We start from the raw sequence: 15,322 nt of genomic DNA, 5'->3' as shown, positions 1-15,322 counted from the left end.
GTGACTGAGACCGTACCCGTCGCCGACGCACCGCCATCGCGGCGCCATGCCCTCGGCGTCGAATACGACGGCGGCGAATTCTCCGGCTGGCAGCGGCTGAGCAAGCACGGCGAGCCCGACCGCCCCGGCGAGCCGACCGTGCAGAGCGCGGTCGAGGCGGCGCTGTCGTTCGTCGCTGGCCACCCGATCGAGGTGATCTGCGCCGGCCGCACCGATGCCGGCGTGCACGCCGCCTGCCAGGTTGTGCATTTCGACAGCCCGGCCACGCGCGACCCGCGCGGCTGGATGCTCGGTGCCACCAGTCGCCTGCCGCCGGCGGTGTGCGTGCGCTGGTGTGTGCCGGTCGCCGACGATTTCCATGCACGCTTTTCGGCACGCGCGCGACGCTACCGCTACCGCATCCTCAACCGCGCGGTGCGGCCGGCGCTGCGGCGCCAGTACCTGAGCTGGGAACGCAGGCCGCTCGACGCCGATGCCATGCACCGCGCGGCGCAGGCCTTGCTCGGCGAGAACGACTTTTCGGCGTTCCGCACCGTGCACTGCCAGGCCCCGCACGCACGCCGCGAGTTGCAGGCGATCCGCGTGCGCCGCGATGGCGATGTCGTCGAGGTCGAGGTGCAGGCCAACGCCTTCCTGCACCACATGGTGCGCAACATCGTCGGCAGCCTGTTGCCGGTCGGGTGCGGCGAGCAGCCCGAGGCCTGGATCGGCGAGTTGCTGGCCGGCCGCGACCGCACCGTCGCCGGGCCGACCGCGCCGTCGGCCGGGCTGGTGTTCCTCGGTCCGCGCTACCCCGCAGAATGGGGCCTTCCCGCTGAGGTCACGCTGTGAGCGCTTCCGGCAACCGTCTGCTGTTCCGCACCCGCGTCAAGTTCTGCGGCCTGACCCGTCTGGGCGACGTGCGCCTGGCCTGCGAACTGGGGGCGGATGCGATCGGCTTCGTGTTCGCCCACGGCAGCCCACGCCAGCTCGAGCCCGAAGAAGCGCGGGCGATGCGCATCGCGCTGGCGCCGCTGGTCGATGCCGTGGCCTTGTTCATGGACAACCCGGCCGACGAGGTGCGCGAAGTCGTGCGCCAGGTGCGGCCGAGCCTGTTGCAGTTCCACGGCAGCGAGGACGACGCGTTCTGCCGCAGCTTCGGCGTGCCTTACCTCAAGGCGGTGGCGATGGGTGACGAAACACAGGCGACGCCGGCGACGGCTTTGCCCGCGCAGTTCCCGGCTGCCGCTGGCTTCCTGTTCGACAGCCATCGTCGCGGCGGCAGTGGCGGCAGCGGCCACACCTTCGACTGGGCACGCCTGCCGGCGGCGATGGACAAGCCGTTCGTGCTGGCCGGCGGCATCACCGCCGACAACGTGTTCGACGCGATCCTGGCCGTGCAGCCCTGGGGCGTGGACGTGTCCAGCGGCATCGAGAGCGCGCCGGGCATCAAGGACGGCGACAAGATGCGGCGTTTCGTCGAGGAAGTACGCCGCGCCGACTGCTACAGCGGCTGATCCGGGCGCCGCGCGCCGGCAGCATCCTGCGTCAGTGCCTCACGCAGCCAGTCGGCCAGCTGCGCCAGGCGTGGGTCGTGGCGCCGCCGTGGCGTGCACAGCGCCCAGCATCCTGAGGTTTCGACGAAGCCCCATGGCGCCAGCAGGCGCCCGGCGGCCAGGTCCTCGCTGACCAGTGGTTCGGGCGCGATGGCCACGCCGAGCCCGGCCACGGCGGCTTCCAGCAGGTAGTACAGATGCTCGAAGCCGGTGCCCAGGCGCAACGCTGCCGGGTCCAGGCCCGAGCGCGCAGCCCAGTCGCGCCAAGCCTGTGGGCGCGAGGTGGTGTGCAGCAGGGACTGCTCCAGGACCGCCTGCGGCGGCGCATTGTGCAGGAGCCCGGCGCCCGGCCAGTGCGGACTCAGCACCAGGCCGATGCGCTCCGGCGCCAGTTCATGCACCTGCCAGTCGGCCGGCCACGGCGGCTGTGCGATCAGCAGGGCGGCGTCGAGTCCATCGAGCTGCGCATCCGGGGCGGTCTCGCTGGCGGACAGGTGCAGCTTGAGGTCGGGCAACTCGCGCGCCAGACGGTCCAGGCGCGGGATCATCCAGCGCGCCAGCACGCTGCCGGGGCAGCCCAATACCAACGGCGCCTGGTCCGGGCGCCTGCGCAATTGCGCCCAGGCCGTGCGCAACGGGTCGAAGGCTGCTTCGGCCGCCTCATGCAAGCGCCGCCCGGCGGGCGTCAGCGCCAGACCGCGGCCCTGGCGGATAAACAACGCAGTGCCCACGGCATCATCCAACGTTCGCAAATGGCGGCTGACCGCGCCGTGGGTGACGTGCAGCTCGGCTGCGGCACGGCTGACGCTGTCCAGGCGGGCGACGGCCTCGAAGGCGCGCAGGGCATTCAACGGGGGCAGGTCGCGGCTCATCGGATTGGTGAGTTTTTCTGACAGGTTTCGCCAATTTAATACATTTCTCAGCGGCTGCATGCGCGATAAAGTCTCAGCACTCTCCGTGCTTCGTGCCTGCCCATGTCGATCAGCCCCCGCGTCGAAGACTTCCACGCCTATCCGGACGCCTCCGGCCACTTCGGCCGCTACGGCGGCCGCTTCGTCGCCGAGACCCTGATCGGCCCGCTGGAGGAGCTGGCCGCGGCCTACGACGCCGCCCGCGTCGATCCGGCCTTCATCGCCGAATTCGACAACGACCTGGCCCATTACGTCGGCCGGCCCAGCCCGATCTATTTCGCCGAACGCCTGAGCCGCGAAGTCGGCGGCGCCCGCATCCTGCTCAAGCGCGAGGATCTGAACCACACCGGCGCGCACAAGATCAACAACACCATCGGCCAGGCGCTGCTCGCCAGTCGCATGGGCAAGACCCGGATCATCGCCGAGACCGGCGCCGGCCAGCATGGCGTCGCCTCGGCGACGGTCGCCGCGCGCCTGGGCCTGGAGTGCGTGGTTTACATGGGCGCGACCGACATCGAGCGGCAGAAGATCAATGTCTACCGGATGAAGCTGCTCGGTGCGACCGTGGTGCCGGTCACCAGCGGTTCGGCCACGCTCAAGGACGCGCTCAACGAGGCGATGCGCGACTGGGTCACCCACGTGCGCGACACCTTCTACATCATCGGCACCGTCGCCGGCCCGGACCCGTATCCGCGCATGGTTCGCGACTTCAACGCCATCGTCGGCCGCGAGGCACGCGCGCAGATGCTGGCCGAGTACGGCTGCCTGCCCGATGCAGTCACCGCCTGCGTCGGTGGCGGCAGCAACGCGATCGGCATCTTCCACGCCTTCCTCAACGATCCGGGCGTGCGCCTGGTCGGCGCCGAGGCGGCGGGCGAGGGCATCGCCAGCGGCCACCACGCCGCCTCGCTGGCGGCGGGCCGCCCCGGCGTGCTGCACGGCAACCGCACCTACGTGTTGTGCGACGACGACGGCCAGATCATCGAGACGCATTCGGTGTCGGCGGGCCTGGACTACCCCGGCGTCGGGCCCGAGCACGCCTTCCTCAAGGACAGCGGCCGCGCCGACTATGTCGGCGTCACCGACGACGAGGCGCTGGCCGCGTTTCACCAACTCGCGCGTACCGAAGGCATCCTGCCGGCGCTGGAATCCAGCCACGCCATCGCCCAGGCGGTGAAGCTGGCGCGTGATCTGCCGAAGGACGCGATCGTCCTGTGCAACCTGTCCGGCCGCGGCGACAAGGACGTGCATACGATCGCCGGGCGCGAGGGGATTGCGTTGTGATGCCCTGGATCCCGGTGCCGTGTTTCCTTCTCCCTCAGGGAGAAGGTGGCGCGCAGCGCCGGATGAGGGTTCGGCGGAGCGGGTACGTTCGATTGCCGCTGGAAACGATCGGCTCACATTCGCCACCGCGCTCGTGCGTGATCACTCCGCCGTACCCTCACCCCAACCCCTCTCACCTCTGGACACCCTTCGGGCGCCGATGGGAGAGGGGCTATTTCGAGCTGACTGCATGAACCGCATCGACACCCGCTTCGCCGCGCTCAAGGCGCAGGGCCGCAAGGCGCTGATTCCGTTCATCACCGCCGGCGATCCATCGCTCGAAGCCACGGTGCCGGTCATGCACGCACTGGTCGAGGCCGGTGCCGACGTGATCGAGCTCGGCGTGCCGTTTTCCGACCCGATGGCCGACGGCCCGACCATCCAGCGCAGTTCCGAGCGCGCGCTGTCCCGTGGGACAGGGCTGGCATTCGTGCTCGACAGCGTGCGCGCCTTCCGCAAGCACGACGCCGACACGCCGGTGGTGCTGATGGGGTACCTCAATCCGGTCGAGATCCGCGGCGCCGAGCGTTTCGCCAGCGAAGCGGTGACGGCTGGCGTCGACGGCGTGCTGCTGGTTGACTTGCCACCGGAAGAGTCCGGCGAATTCCGCGAGGCGTTCGCGCAGCATGGGCTGGCCCTCATCCTGCTGGCGTCGCCGACCACTACCGACGCGCGCATGCGCCTGCTGTGCGACGACGCGCAGGGGTATCTCTACTACGTGAGCTTTGCCGGCGTGACCGGTGCCGACCGGCTCGACACCGGTACTGCTGGTGCGCACCTGCAGGCGATCCGACGGCAGAGCGCGGTGCCGGTGGTGGCCGGCTTCGGCATCAAGGACGCAGCCAGTGCCGCGGCGATGGCCCGGGAGGCCGACGGCGTGGTCGTCGGCAGCGCGCTGGTGGCGGCTTTGGCCGATGCACCAGACCCGGCCCAGCAGGCACGCACGTTTCTTGCGCCATTGCGCGCAGCCTTGGATGCCACCCCGGCCTGAGCGGCCACTGCGTTAAACTGACCCGCTCGGCCGGACCCCACTCCGGCTCTTATCAAGCCTGAACGCGGCACCTAAATCGAAGGGATCACGCAACGCATGTCCTGGCTCAAGAAACTCATGCCCTCGGGCATCCGCACCGGCATCCGGACAGAAGCCGGGGGCGCCTCAAAGCGCCGCAGCGTGCCCGAAGGACTGTGGGAAAAGTGCGACCGCTGCGGCGCCGTGCTTTACCGCCCCGAACTCGAGGAGAACCTCGAGGTCTGCCCGAAGTGCAGCTTCCACATGTCGATCCGGGCCCGCGTGCGCCTGACGGCATTGTTCGATGCGGACAGCACCCGCGAGCTCGCAGCCGAGCTTGGCCCGGTCGACGTGCTCAAGTTCAAGGACCAGAAGAAGTACTCGGACCGCATCAAGGCGGCGCAGAAGTCCACCGGCGAGCGCGACGCGCTGGTTGCGATGGAAGGCACGCTCAAGCAGCGGCCGCTGGTGGCCGCGGCCTTCGATTTCGCATTCATGGGCGGCTCGATGGGCTCGGTCGTCGGCGAGCGGTTTGCCCGCGCCGCCGAACGCGCGGTCGAGCTGAATTGCCCGATGGTGTGCTTCACCGCCACCGGCGGCGCGCGCATGCAGGAGAGCCTGTTCTCGCTGATGCAGATGGCCAAGACCTCGGCCGCACTCGGGCGCATGCGTGCGCGCGGCCTGCCGTTCATTTCGGTCATGACCCATCCGACCACCGGCGGCGTGTCGGCTTCGTTCGCGATGCTCGGTGACCTCAACCTGGCCGAGCCGGAAGCGCTGATCGGCTTCGCCGGCCCGCGCGTGATCGAGCAGACCGTGCGCGAGACGCTGCCCGAGGGTTTCCAGCGTTCCGAGTTCCTGCTCGAGCACGGCGCCATCGACCAGATCTGCGACCGCCGCGAGCTGCGCGATCGCCTGGCCACGCTGTTTGCCCTGCTGATGAAGCAGCCGCAGCCGCAGGACGACGAGGCCACGGCATGAGTCGCAAGTATTTCGGCACCGACGGCATCCGTGGGCGCGTCGGTGAGGGTCCGATCTCGGCCGATTTCGTGATGCGCCTGGGCAACGCCTACGGCCATGCGCTGCCGCGCCGCGACTGGCGCAACCCGGTGGTGATCATCGGCAAGGACACGCGCATCTCCAACTACATGTTCGAGGCTGCGCTGGAGGCCGGCCTGGTCGCCGCCGGCGTCGACGTGCAGCTGATGGGGCCGATGCCGACGCCGGCCGTGGCCCACCTGACCCATTCGATGCGCGCCGACGGCGGCATCGTGATTTCGGCCTCGCACAATCCTCACCACGACAACGGCATCAAGTTCTTCTCGGCCGAGGGCGAGAAGCTTGACGATGCCACCGAGCTGGCCATCGAGGCTGCGCTAGAGCAGCCGTTCCGCACCGTGCCATCCGAGCAGCTCGGCAAGGCCGTGCGCACGCGTGACGCGCTGGGTCGCTACATCGAGGCCTGCAAGAGTTCGGTGCCCAAGGGCTTCGACCTCGGCGGCCTGCGCATCGCCATGGACTGCGCCAACGGCGCGACCTACCAGCTCGGCCCGCTGGTGCTGCGCGAGCTGGGCGCGCGCGTCGATGCCATCGGCATCGACCCCAATGGCATCAATATCAACGACGGCGTCGGCTCGACCCATCCGGAAACGCTGGCTACGCACGTCAAGGCCACCAATGCCGACCTCGGCATCGCCTTCGACGGCGACGGCGACCGCGTGCTGTTCGTCGACGGCGACGGCGTCGTCCGCGACGGCGACGACCTGCTCTACGTGCTGGCCAACGACTGGCATGCCAGCGGCCGCTTGCAGGGGCCGGTGGTCGGCACCCTGATGACCAACTACGCGCTGGAGCGCGCGTTCGCGCAGCGTGGCATCGATTTCATCCGCGCCAAGGTCGGTGACCGCTACGTGCACCAGCAGTTGATCGCCAACGCCGGCGTGCTCGGTGGCGAGGCCTCGGGGCACCTGCTGTGCCTGGACCGCACCAGCACCGGCGACGGCATCGTCAGCGCGCTGCAGGTGCTGGAAGTGCTGCAGCGTCGCAAGCTCGGCCTGCGCGAAGCGCTGGACGGTTTCGCCAAGGTCCCGCAGAAAACCGTCAACGTGCGCTACAACGGCGCGGCCAAACCGGCCGAGGCGCCGAGCGTGCAGGCCGCGCTGGCATCGGCGCAGGCGGCGGTTGCCGGGCGCGGCCGTGCCTTCCTGCGTCCTTCCGGGACCGAGCCGGTGGTGCGCGTCACGGTCGAGGCCGATGACTCGGCATTGATGCAGTCCACGCTGGACGCGCTGGCCATCGCGGTGCGTGTCGCGGCGGCCTGATCGACACACGACGGCGGCACTCGACCGGAGTGCCGCCCTCCATCCGTAATCGAAAGACAGACGATGACCCAGCCCCAGATCCCGACCCTCGACATCCGCCGCTTCAGCGAGCCGTCCAGCGACACCGACCGCGAGGCCTTCGTCGCCGAGCTTGGCGCGGCCTATCGCGAGTGGGGCTTCGCCGGCATCCGTGGCCACGGCATTCCGGTCGCGCAGATCGAGCAGTGCTACGACCTGTTCGAGCGTTTCTTCGCCTTGCCGGACGAGGTCAAGCGCAAGTACCACGTGCCGGGCAGCGGCGGTGCGCGCGGCTACACGCCGTTCGGCGTGGAGACCGCCAAGGACTCCAAGCACTTCGATCTCAAGGAGTTCTGGCACGTTGGCCGCGAGATCCCGCGCGACTCCAAGTACGCCGACGTGATGCCGGCCAACCTGTGGCCGGAGGAAATCCCCGAGTTCCGTGATCAGGCCTACGGCCTGTACCAGTCACTGGACCGGCTCGGCTCGCGCGTGCTCAGTGCACTCGCGCTGCACATCGGCCTGCCCGAGACCTACTTCGTCGACAAAACCAATTCCGGCAACTCGATCCTGCGCCCGATCCATTACCCGCCGATCACCGCCGATGACATTCCCAACGAGCGCGCCGGCGCGCACGAGGACATCAACCTGATCACGCTGCTGGTCGGTGCCAGTGCCGAAGGCCTGGAGGTGAAGTCACGCAAGGACGAGTGGGTGCCGTTCACCGCCGACGCCGACACCATCGTCGTCAACATCGGCGACATGCTGCAGCGCCTGACCAACCACGTGTACCCGTCGACCACGCACCGGGTGGTCAATCCGCCGGGCGAGAAGGCGCGCCAGCCGCGCTACTCGACGCCGTTCTTCCTGCATCCGAATCCGGATTTCCTGATCGACGTGCTGCCCTCGACGGTCACCCCGGACAACCCCAGTCGCTACCCCGAGGCGATCACCGCGCAGGGCTATCTCGAAGAGCGGTTGCGCGAGATCAAACTGAAGTAATCAGGCCTGACACGCCGGCGGCCTGCAGCGCCTCGCGCCAGGCCGCCAGCTTGGCCGTCGCGCTGGTGGCGGCATTGGCCGGGCTGGTCGACGGCAGGCGCCGCAGGACCGGTGTCGCGCCACGCAACTGCGGCGCCACGAATCGCTGGAAGCATTGTTCGGCCTTGGCGCCGTTGAACAGCACCGTGCCGATTGCGGGGTATTTGTCGAAGAAACCGGCGAAGTCGTTGGCGACCGCAGTGTCGGTGCGGATCGCCGTATCGAGGCTGCCGTCGCGTTCGCAGCACGCGAGCACGTCCCACAGCGCGATGCCTGCTGCGCCGAGGCGGTTCAGGCGTTGCGCATAGGACAGTACCGGATCGGCGCCGACCAGTTCGCCCATGAACGGCCAGAACCGGTTCTGGCGATGCGCGTAGTACTGCCCGGCCTGCAGCGATGCCGTGCCGGGCATGCTGCCCAGGACCAGGACGCGCGCGTCCTTTGCCACGACCGGTGGCAAGCCCTGCAACAAGTGTGGGCTGATCAGTGGCGGATTCGGCATGCGGTCGGATTGTCGCCGTGCTGCGGTAAACTGGCCGCCTTTCGTACCACGGAGTGGCCATGCGCCGCAGAATCGTCGCCGGAAACTGGAAGTTGCACGGTGATCGCAAGTTCGCCATCGGCCTGCTCGATGCGGTCGTGGCGCAAGCCGCTCCGGACGGTGTCGAACTGCTGATCCTGCCACCCTTGCCGTACCTGAGCGGGCTGATCGAGCGATACGGCGCGCGCGGCCTGCAATTCGGTGCGCAGGATGTCAGCGCCAACGAGAAGGGCGCCTACACCGGTGAGGTGTCGGCCGCGATGCTCAAGGATGTCGGCGCCGGCTACGGCCTGATCGGTCATTCCGAGCGCCGCCAGTACCACGGCGAGAGCAGCGAACTGGTCGCGCGCAAGTTCCTGGCCTGCAAGGCGGCTGGCCTGACTCCGATCCTGTGCGTGGGCGAGACCCTGGGCGAGCGCGAGAACGGCCAGACACAGTGGCGCATCCAGGAGCAACTGGCGCCGGTGTTCGAGCTGGGCGGCAACGCCGCGCTGGACGGTGCGATCCTCGCTTACGAGCCGGTGTGGGCAATCGGCACCGGCAAAACCGCGACGCCGGAGCAGGCCCAGGCGGTGCACGCATTCATCCGTAGCGAAATCTCCGCGCACGATGCTAGAATCGCTGGCTCGCTACCGATCCTGTACGGCGGTAGCGTGAAGGCCGACAATGCCGCCGCGCTGTTTGCGCAGCCGGACGTCGATGGCGGCCTGGTCGGCGGGGCCTCTCTGGTGGCCGCCGATTTCCACGCCATCGCGGTCGCGGCGGCGCCCTGACGGACTCCGGCTCGCGCCGGCGCCCGTCATAACCGAGCTAACCTGAGCAGAATTCCACGATGCTGTTGTTCCTCAACGTCATCTATGTGCTGATCGCGATCGCGATGATTGCGCTGATCCTGATGCAGCGTGGCGCGGGCGCGCAGGCCGGTTCCGGCTTCGGCGGCGGCGCCTCGGCGACGGTGTTCGGTGCGCGCGGCTCGTCCAACTTCCTGTCGAAGGCTACCAAGTGGCTGGCGGTCGCATTTTTCGCGATCAGTCTGTTCATGGCCTGGCAGGCGACCCGCAGGGCCGGCGACAATGCGCCTGCCGCCGTGGATCGCGGCGTCATGGCGCAGGTTCCGGCGGCACCGGCCAAGCCGCAGGACGGCAACGCTGCTGTTCCGGCAGCCCCGGCTTCCAGCGTGCCGCAGGCCCCGGCGCCGGCTGCTACGCAACAGCCCGAACCTGCAAAGCCTGAGCCTGCTCCGGGCGGCTGAGTCGGCGCGGTACCATAGCTTCGATGGCCCGGCATGGAGCGCTGGGTGCGGTCAGTGATGACCGAAAACGATCCCAGCCTTAGCGGCGCGATCGTGTCAGGAAGACCCGGTTTGATTGCCCAGGTGGCGGAATTGGTAGACGCACTACCTTGAGGTGGTAGCGACTTAGGTCGTGGGGGTTCGAGTCCCCCCTTGGGCACCACACCGACAACACGTACTTTATGCAGCAATGAGCACCACCGACGCAGGTGCGGCACGCACGGCGGGCCGTTACTCGCGCGGGGATTACCAGGCGTACGCGCCGAGCCAAGGTCGCTTCACCGCGGCCAAGTAGCTAAACGAAGCCGAGAGAACATCGAGTGCTGGCCGAATACCTGCCGACCCTGCTGTTCCTGATCGTCGCCAGCGGTATCGGCGTCGCCCTGCTGGTGGTGGGCAAGGTGCTCGGCCCCCAGCGTCCGAGCCTCGAGAAACTGTCCCCGTACGAATGCGGCTTCGAGGCCTTCGATGATGCGCGCATGCAGTTCGACGTGCGCTACTACCTCATCGCCATCCAGTTCATCATTTTCGATCTGGAAATCATCTTCATCGTGCCCTGGGCCACCGTGTTCCGCGAACTCGGTGTCGTCGGCCTGATCGAAATGGGCATCTTCGCCGGCATGCTCTTGCTCGGCTTCGTCTACGTTTGGAAGAAGGGAGCGCTCGAATGGGAGTGATCCAGAGCGTTTCTGGCTTGATGCACAACCCGCTGCCGGAAGGACGGCTGGACGACATCCTGCGCCCGGAAGGCGACAACCCGCTGCTGCAGCAGGGCTTCGTCACCACCAGCATGGACGCGCTGTGGAACTGGGCGCGCACCGGCTCGATGTGGCCGATGACCTTCGGTCTGGCCTGCTGCGCGGTCGAGATGATGCACGCCGGCGCCTCGCGCCTGGACCTGGACCGTTACGGCGTGGTGTTCCGCCCGTCGCCGCGCCAGTCGGACGTGATGATTGTGGCCGGCACCCTGGTCAACAAGATGGCCCCGGCGCTGCGCAAGGTCTACGACCAGATGCCCGACCCGAAGTGGGTGATCTCGATGGGCAGCTGCGCCAATGGCGGCGGCTACTACCACTATTCATACGCGGTGGTGCGCGGCTGCGACCGCATCGTGCCGGTCGACGTCTACGTGCCGGGTTGCCCGCCGACCGCCGAAGCGCTGGTCTACGGCATCCTGCAGCTGCAGAAGAAGATCCGCCGCGGCACCAACTTCGGCGAAAACATCCAGGGCGTGCGCTGACATGGTCGCGCTTTCGCACAGCATGACCGCACAGCAGTTCGCCGATCTCCTGGTCGCTCGCTTCGAGGATGCCCTCGCCGTCGTGGCCGAGCCGCGTGGCGAGGTGACCCTCGAGGTCGCGCCGGGCCAGTGGCTGGCCGTCGCGCAGGCATTGCGCGACGAGTTCGGTTTCGAGCAGCTGGTCGACGTCAGTGGTGTCGACTACCTCAGCTACGGCAGCGACGAATGGGACACCGACGTGTCCTCGGAAGGTTTCTCCCGCGGCGTTGAAGGCAAGAGTGCCGGCCGCTTCGTCTGGGGTGAACAGCCCAACGGCGTGGCAGCCACCCCGGAGCGTCGCTTTGCTGCGGTCGCGCACTTGCTGTCGTACCAGCACAACCGCCGCGTGCGCCTGCGCACCTTCGCCGAGAGCGACGACCTGCCGGTGGTAGCCTCGCTGACGTCGGTGTGGCCGGGTTCGGACTGGTTCGAGCGCGAGGCGTTCGACCTGTTCGGCATTGTCTTCGAGGGGCACCCGGACCTGCGCCGCATCCTGACCGACTACGGTTTCGTCGGCCATCCGTTCCGCAAGGATTTCCCGCTGATCGGCAACGTCGAAGTGCGTTATGACGCTGACAAGAAGCGCGTGGTCTACGAGCCGGTCTCGATCGAGCCGCGTGTCGGCGTGCCGCGCGTCATCCGTGACGACGCGCGCTACCAGACCGCACAGGGCGAGGCCGCGCAGAGCGCGGAGGTGAAGAAGTGAACGTGCCTGCATCCAGCACCTCGGGTCTCCACAACGCCGAGATCCGCAACTACACGCTGAACTTTGGCCCGCAGCATCCGGCCGCACACGGCGTGCTGCGCCTCATCCTCGAGATGGACGGCGAAGTCGTGCAGCGTGCCGACCCGCACATCGGGCTGTTGCACCGCGGTACCGAGAAGCTGGCCGAGTCCAAGCCGTTCAACCAGTCGATCGGCTACATGGATCGCCTCGACTACGTGTCGATGATGTGCAACGAGCACGCCTACGTGCGCGCGATCGAGACCCTGATGGGCATCGAGGCGCCGGAGCGCGCGCAGTACATCCGCACGATGTTCGACGAGATCACCCGCATCCTGAACCACCTGATGTGGGTCGGTTCCAATGCGCTCGACCTGGGCGCGATGGCGGTGTTCCTGTATGCGTTCCGCGAGCGTGAAGAGCTGATGGACTGCTACGAGGCGGTCTCCGGCGCGCGCATGCACGCGACTTATTACCGTCCGGGCGGCGTCTACCGCGACCTGCCTGAGCGCATGCCGAGGTACAAGGAGTCGCCCTGGCGCAAGGGTGGCAGCCTCAAGCGCTTCAACGAGTGGCGCGAAGGCTCGCTGCTGGATTACCTGGAAGCGTTCACCAACGACTTCCCCAAGCGCGTCGACGAATACGAGACGCTGCTGACCAACAACCGCATCTGGAAGCAGCGCACAGTCGGCATCGGCGTGGTGTCGCCGGAGCAGGCGCTGGCCTTGGGCATGACCGGCCCGATGGTGCGTGGCTCGGGCATCGCCTGGGACTTGCGCAAGAAGCAGCCTTACGCCAAGTATGACGCGGTCGATTTCGACATCCCGATCGGCGTCAATGGCGATTGCTACGACCGCTATCTGGTGCGCGTGGCCGAGATGCGCGAATCCAATCGCATCGTCAAGCAGTGCGTGAAATGGCTGAAGGCCAATCCAGGCCCGGTGATCGTCGATAACTTCAAGGTCTCACCTCCCTCCCGCGAGGAGATGAAGGACGACATGGAAGCGTTGATCCATCACTTCAAGCTGTTCTCGGAAGGCTACTGCGTGCCGGCCGGCGAGACCTACGCCGCGGTCGAGGCGCCCAAGGGCGAGTTCGGCTGCTACCTGGTGTCCGACGGCGCCAACAAGCCGTTCCGCGTGAAGCTGCGCGCACCGGGCTTTGCCCATCTGTCGTCGATGGACGCGATCGTGAAGGGCCACATGCTGGCTGACGTGGTGGCGATGATCGGTACCTATGACGTCGTGTTCGGCGAGATCGACCGATGAACGGCCGTGATTCGGGATTCGTGATTCGTGATTCGTACAGGCGCGTAGCCGCGCCGGTGTGCACGCGAACCGCATCCCGCCTTTCCCAATCACGAATCACGAATCACGAATCACAGCTCCCATGAAAGCGACCGGAAATTTCGAGGCCTGTCAGCACGTCGACCCGTTGGTCGCGCTGTCCGACAAGACCCGTGCGCACATCGACCACTGGCTGGGCAAGTTCCCGCCGGACCGCAAGCGCTCGGCCGTGCTGCAGGGCCTGCACGCCGCGCAGGAGCAGAACGGTGGTTGGCTCAGCGACGAGCTGATCGCGGCCGTGGCCAAGTACTTGAGCCTGCCGCCGGTGTGGGCCTACGAGGTTGCCAGCTTCTATTCGATGTTCGAGACGCAGAAGGTCGGCCGCAACAACGTCGCTTTCTGCACCAACATCAGCTGCTGGCTCAACGGTGCCGAAGACCTGGTCGCGCATGCCGAGCAGAAGCTCGGCTGCAAGCTTGGTGAGTCCACCGTCGACGGCCGCATCTTCCTCAAGCGTGAGGAAGAATGCCTGGCCGCGTGCTGCGGCGCGCCGGTGGTCGTGGTCAACGGTCATTACCTCGAGAACCTCGACACCGCCAAGGTGGACGAGATCCTCGACGGGTTGAAGTGAGGCAGGCCCAGATGGCGCACCACGAGCATCACGATTATTCCAAGGGCTACGGCCCGGTTGGCCCGGTCCCGCAGGAGCACCAGGTCGTCTACACGACGCTGCACTACGACACGCCGTGGTCGTACGAGAACTACCTCAAGACCGGTGGTTACGCGGCGCTGCGCAAGATCCTGGCCGAGAAGATCGAGCCGGCGGCCGTGGTCGATATGGTCAAGGGCTCGGGCCTGCGCGGTCGCGGCGGCGCGGGCTTCCCGACCGGCCTGAAGTGGAGCTTCATGCCCAAGGGCAGCGGCACCCAGAAGTACATCCTGTGCAACTCGGACGAATCCGAGCCGGGCACCGCCAAGGACCGTGACATCCTGCGCTACAACCCGCATGCGGTGGTCGAGGGCATGGCGATCGCCTGTTACGCGACCGGTTCGACCGTGGCCTACAACTACCTGCGCGGTGAGTTCCATCACGAGCCGTTCGAACATTTCGAGCAGGCGCTGAAGGAAGCCTATGAACACGGCTGGCTCGGCAAGAACGTGCAGGGCAGCGGCGTCGACATCGACATCCATGCCGCGCTCGGCGCCGGTGCCTACATCTGCGGCGAAGAAACCGCATTGATGGAATCGCTGGAAGGCAAGAAGGGCCAGCCGCGCTACAAGCCGCCGTTCCCGGCCAATTTCGGCCTGTTCGGCAAGCCGACCACGATCAACAACACCGAGACCTACGCTTCGGTGCCGGCGATCATCCGCAACGGCGCCGAATGGTTTCTCAACCTCGGCAAGCCCAACAACGGCGGGCCAAAGATCTTCTCGGTATCGGGCCATGTTGCCCGGCCAGGCAACTACGAGATCCGCCTCGGTACCCCGTTTGCCGAGCTGCTGCAGTTGGCTGGCGGCATGCGCAACGGTGCCAGTATCAAGGCGGTGATTCCGGGTGGCTCGTCGATGCCGGTGCTGCCGGGCGAAACGATGATGTCGCTGACGATGGACTACGACTCGATCCAGAAGGCCGGCTCCGGCCTCGGCTCGGGCGCGGTCATCGTCATGGACGAGACCACCTGCATGGTGCGTGCCTGCCAGCGCATCGCTCGCTTCTACTTCAAGGAAAGCTGTGGCCAGTGCACGCCGTGCCGTGAAGGCACCGGCTGGATGTACCGCATGCTCACGCGCATCGTCGACAAGCAGGCCACGCTGGAAGACCTGCAGATGCTGCGCGCCGCCGCCGGCCAGATCGAAGGTCACACCATCTGCGCCTTTGGCGAGGCCGCGGCGTGGCCGGTGCAGGGTTTCCTGCGCCACTACTGGAACGAGTTCGAGTACGCGATCGTGAACAAGCGTTTCCTGGTCGACGACCAGCGCGCCGGCACCGTGGTCGAGAAGGTGGTCGCATGAAGTTCCGTGATTCGTCATTCGTGATTCGTG

17 protein-coding genes and 1 tRNA gene are annotated in these 15,322 nt (G+C 67.2%); 16 read left to right on the top strand and 2 right to left on the bottom strand.

Annotated elements, in window-relative coordinates; translation table 11 throughout:
- Entirely contained in the window at nt 1–831 is an 831-nt protein-coding gene (gene truA / locus ACFOLC_RS01765) for a tRNA pseudouridine(38-40) synthase TruA (protein WP_386757013.1), read from the top strand.
- Entirely contained in the window at nt 828–1,496 is a 669-nt protein-coding gene (locus tag ACFOLC_RS01760) for a phosphoribosylanthranilate isomerase (protein WP_386757012.1), read from the top strand. The genes truA and ACFOLC_RS01760 overlap by 4 nt, the downstream gene beginning before the upstream one ends.
- Here the strand turns inward: ACFOLC_RS01760 and ACFOLC_RS01755 are convergent.
- Complete coding sequence (locus tag ACFOLC_RS01755; RefSeq protein WP_386757011.1) at nt 1,484–2,407, bottom strand: LysR family transcriptional regulator; 924 nt, start codon at nt 2,405–2,407, stop codon at nt 1,484–1,486. The two genes, ACFOLC_RS01760 and ACFOLC_RS01755, sit on opposite strands and share 13 nt — an antisense overlap.
- 102 nt (nt 2,408–2,509) lie before the next feature.
- Between ACFOLC_RS01755 and trpB the strand changes: the two genes are divergently transcribed.
- The 5 genes from trpB (at nt 2,510) to ACFOLC_RS01730 (ending at nt 8,119) form a co-directional block, all read left to right on the top strand.
- The gene (gene trpB, locus ACFOLC_RS01750) at nt 2,510–3,730 is read left to right on the top strand and encodes a tryptophan synthase subunit beta (protein WP_386757010.1); all 1,221 of its coding nucleotides are present in this window, start codon (nt 2,510–2,512) and stop codon (nt 3,728–3,730) included.
- A 229-nt stretch (nt 3,731–3,959) separates the two neighbouring features.
- Nucleotides 3,960–4,760: a tryptophan synthase subunit alpha gene (gene trpA / locus ACFOLC_RS01745; protein ID WP_386757008.1), complete on the top strand. Its 801-nt coding sequence runs from the start codon at nt 3,960–3,962 to the stop codon at nt 4,758–4,760.
- 96 nt (nt 4,761–4,856) lie between these two features.
- Complete coding sequence (accD, locus tag ACFOLC_RS01740; protein ID WP_386757007.1) at nt 4,857–5,759, top strand: acetyl-CoA carboxylase, carboxyltransferase subunit beta; 903 nt, start codon at nt 4,857–4,859, stop codon at nt 5,757–5,759.
- Nucleotides 5,756–7,099 (top strand): phosphoglucosamine mutase, encoded by a 1,344-nt coding sequence (glmM, locus tag ACFOLC_RS01735; RefSeq protein ID WP_386757006.1) that lies wholly within the window; start codon nt 5,756–5,758, stop codon nt 7,097–7,099. The genes accD and glmM overlap by 4 nt, the downstream gene beginning before the upstream one ends.
- A gap of 63 nt (nt 7,100–7,162) precedes the next feature.
- Nucleotides 7,163–8,119 carry an isopenicillin N synthase family dioxygenase gene (locus ACFOLC_RS01730; RefSeq protein ID WP_386757004.1) on the top strand — a complete coding sequence of 319 codons (957 nt, stop codon included), beginning with the start codon at nt 7,163–7,165 and terminating at the stop codon, nt 8,117–8,119.
- Here the strand turns inward: ACFOLC_RS01730 and ACFOLC_RS01725 are convergent.
- Nucleotides 8,106–8,660, bottom strand: a complete 555-nt coding sequence (locus tag ACFOLC_RS01725; RefSeq protein ID WP_386757003.1) for a DNA-deoxyinosine glycosylase — start codon at nt 8,658–8,660, stop codon at nt 8,106–8,108. The two genes, ACFOLC_RS01730 and ACFOLC_RS01725, sit on opposite strands and share 14 nt — an antisense overlap.
- A gap of 59 nt (nt 8,661–8,719) precedes the next feature.
- Here ACFOLC_RS01725 and tpiA point away from each other — a divergent pair, with 59 nt between their 5' ends.
- The 9 genes from tpiA to nuoF all read left to right on the top strand — a co-directional run bounded on the left by tpiA (nt 8,720) and on the right by nuoF (nt 15,292).
- On the top strand, nt 8,720–9,472 hold the full coding sequence (tpiA, locus tag ACFOLC_RS01720; protein WP_386757001.1) for a triose-phosphate isomerase: 753 nt from the start codon (nt 8,720–8,722) through the stop codon (nt 9,470–9,472).
- Between the two features lie 59 nt (nt 9,473–9,531).
- The gene (gene secG, locus ACFOLC_RS01715) at nt 9,532–9,951 is read left to right on the top strand and encodes a preprotein translocase subunit SecG (RefSeq protein ID WP_386757000.1); all 420 of its coding nucleotides are present in this window, start codon (nt 9,532–9,534) and stop codon (nt 9,949–9,951) included.
- A gap of 117 nt (nt 9,952–10,068) precedes the next feature.
- Nucleotides 10,069–10,153 (top strand) — tRNA-Leu (locus tag ACFOLC_RS01710).
- A 157-nt stretch (nt 10,154–10,310) separates the two neighbouring features.
- Entirely contained in the window at nt 10,311–10,667 is a 357-nt protein-coding gene (locus ACFOLC_RS01705; protein WP_386756999.1) for an NADH-quinone oxidoreductase subunit A, read from the top strand.
- Nucleotides 10,658–11,230, top strand: a complete 573-nt coding sequence (locus tag ACFOLC_RS01700) for a NuoB/complex I 20 kDa subunit family protein (protein WP_386756998.1) — start codon at nt 10,658–10,660, stop codon at nt 11,228–11,230. The genes ACFOLC_RS01705 and ACFOLC_RS01700 overlap by 10 nt, the downstream gene beginning before the upstream one ends.
- 22 nt (nt 11,231–11,252) lie before the next feature.
- Entirely contained in the window at nt 11,253–11,975 is a 723-nt protein-coding gene (locus ACFOLC_RS01695) for an NADH-quinone oxidoreductase subunit C (protein ID WP_386756996.1), read from the top strand.
- A 2-nt stretch (nt 11,976–11,977) separates the two neighbouring features.
- Nucleotides 11,978–13,261: an NADH-quinone oxidoreductase subunit D gene (locus ACFOLC_RS01690; RefSeq protein ID WP_386756995.1), complete on the top strand. Its 1,284-nt coding sequence runs from the start codon at nt 11,978–11,980 to the stop codon at nt 13,259–13,261.
- A 121-nt stretch (nt 13,262–13,382) separates the two neighbouring features.
- Nucleotides 13,383–13,910: an NADH-quinone oxidoreductase subunit NuoE gene (gene nuoE, locus ACFOLC_RS01685; protein WP_386756994.1), complete on the top strand. Its 528-nt coding sequence runs from the start codon at nt 13,383–13,385 to the stop codon at nt 13,908–13,910.
- 11 nt (nt 13,911–13,921) lie between these two features.
- Entirely contained in the window at nt 13,922–15,292 is a 1,371-nt protein-coding gene (nuoF, locus tag ACFOLC_RS01680) for an NADH-quinone oxidoreductase subunit NuoF (RefSeq protein WP_386756993.1), read from the top strand.
- Nucleotides 15,293–15,322 lie beyond the last annotated feature (30 nt).

This window comes from Lysobacter cavernae (assembly GCF_042648505.1).
GTDB lineage: Bacteria > Pseudomonadota > Gammaproteobacteria > Xanthomonadales > Xanthomonadaceae > Lysobacter_L > Lysobacter_L cavernae.
This window is presented reverse-complemented; position numbering and strand designations above follow the sequence as displayed.

Coding starts and splice junctions, on each gene's coding strand:
- ACFOLC_RS01755 (WP_386757011.1), bottom strand. CDS start 2,407: ATGAGCCGCGACCTGCCCCCGTTGAATGCCCTGCGCGCCTTCGAGGCC.
- trpB (WP_386757010.1), top strand. CDS start 2,510: ATGTCGATCAGCCCCCGCGTCGAAGACTTCCACGCCTATCCGGACGCC.
- trpA (WP_386757008.1), top strand. CDS start 3,960: ATGAACCGCATCGACACCCGCTTCGCCGCGCTCAAGGCGCAGGGCCGC.
- accD (WP_386757007.1), top strand. CDS start 4,857: ATGTCCTGGCTCAAGAAACTCATGCCCTCGGGCATCCGCACCGGCATC.
- glmM (WP_386757006.1), top strand. CDS start 5,756: ATGAGTCGCAAGTATTTCGGCACCGACGGCATCCGTGGGCGCGTCGGT.
- ACFOLC_RS01730 (WP_386757004.1), top strand. CDS start 7,163: ATGACCCAGCCCCAGATCCCGACCCTCGACATCCGCCGCTTCAGCGAG.
- ACFOLC_RS01725 (WP_386757003.1), bottom strand. CDS start 8,660: ATGCCGAATCCGCCACTGATCAGCCCACACTTGTTGCAGGGCTTGCCA.
- tpiA (WP_386757001.1), top strand. CDS start 8,720: ATGCGCCGCAGAATCGTCGCCGGAAACTGGAAGTTGCACGGTGATCGC.
- secG (WP_386757000.1), top strand. CDS start 9,532: ATGCTGTTGTTCCTCAACGTCATCTATGTGCTGATCGCGATCGCGATG.
- ACFOLC_RS01700 (WP_386756998.1), top strand. CDS start 10,658: ATGGGAGTGATCCAGAGCGTTTCTGGCTTGATGCACAACCCGCTGCCG.
- ACFOLC_RS01695 (WP_386756996.1), top strand. CDS start 11,253: ATGACCGCACAGCAGTTCGCCGATCTCCTGGTCGCTCGCTTCGAGGAT.
- nuoE (WP_386756994.1), top strand. CDS start 13,383: ATGAAAGCGACCGGAAATTTCGAGGCCTGTCAGCACGTCGACCCGTTG.
- nuoF (WP_386756993.1), top strand. CDS start 13,922: ATGGCGCACCACGAGCATCACGATTATTCCAAGGGCTACGGCCCGGTT.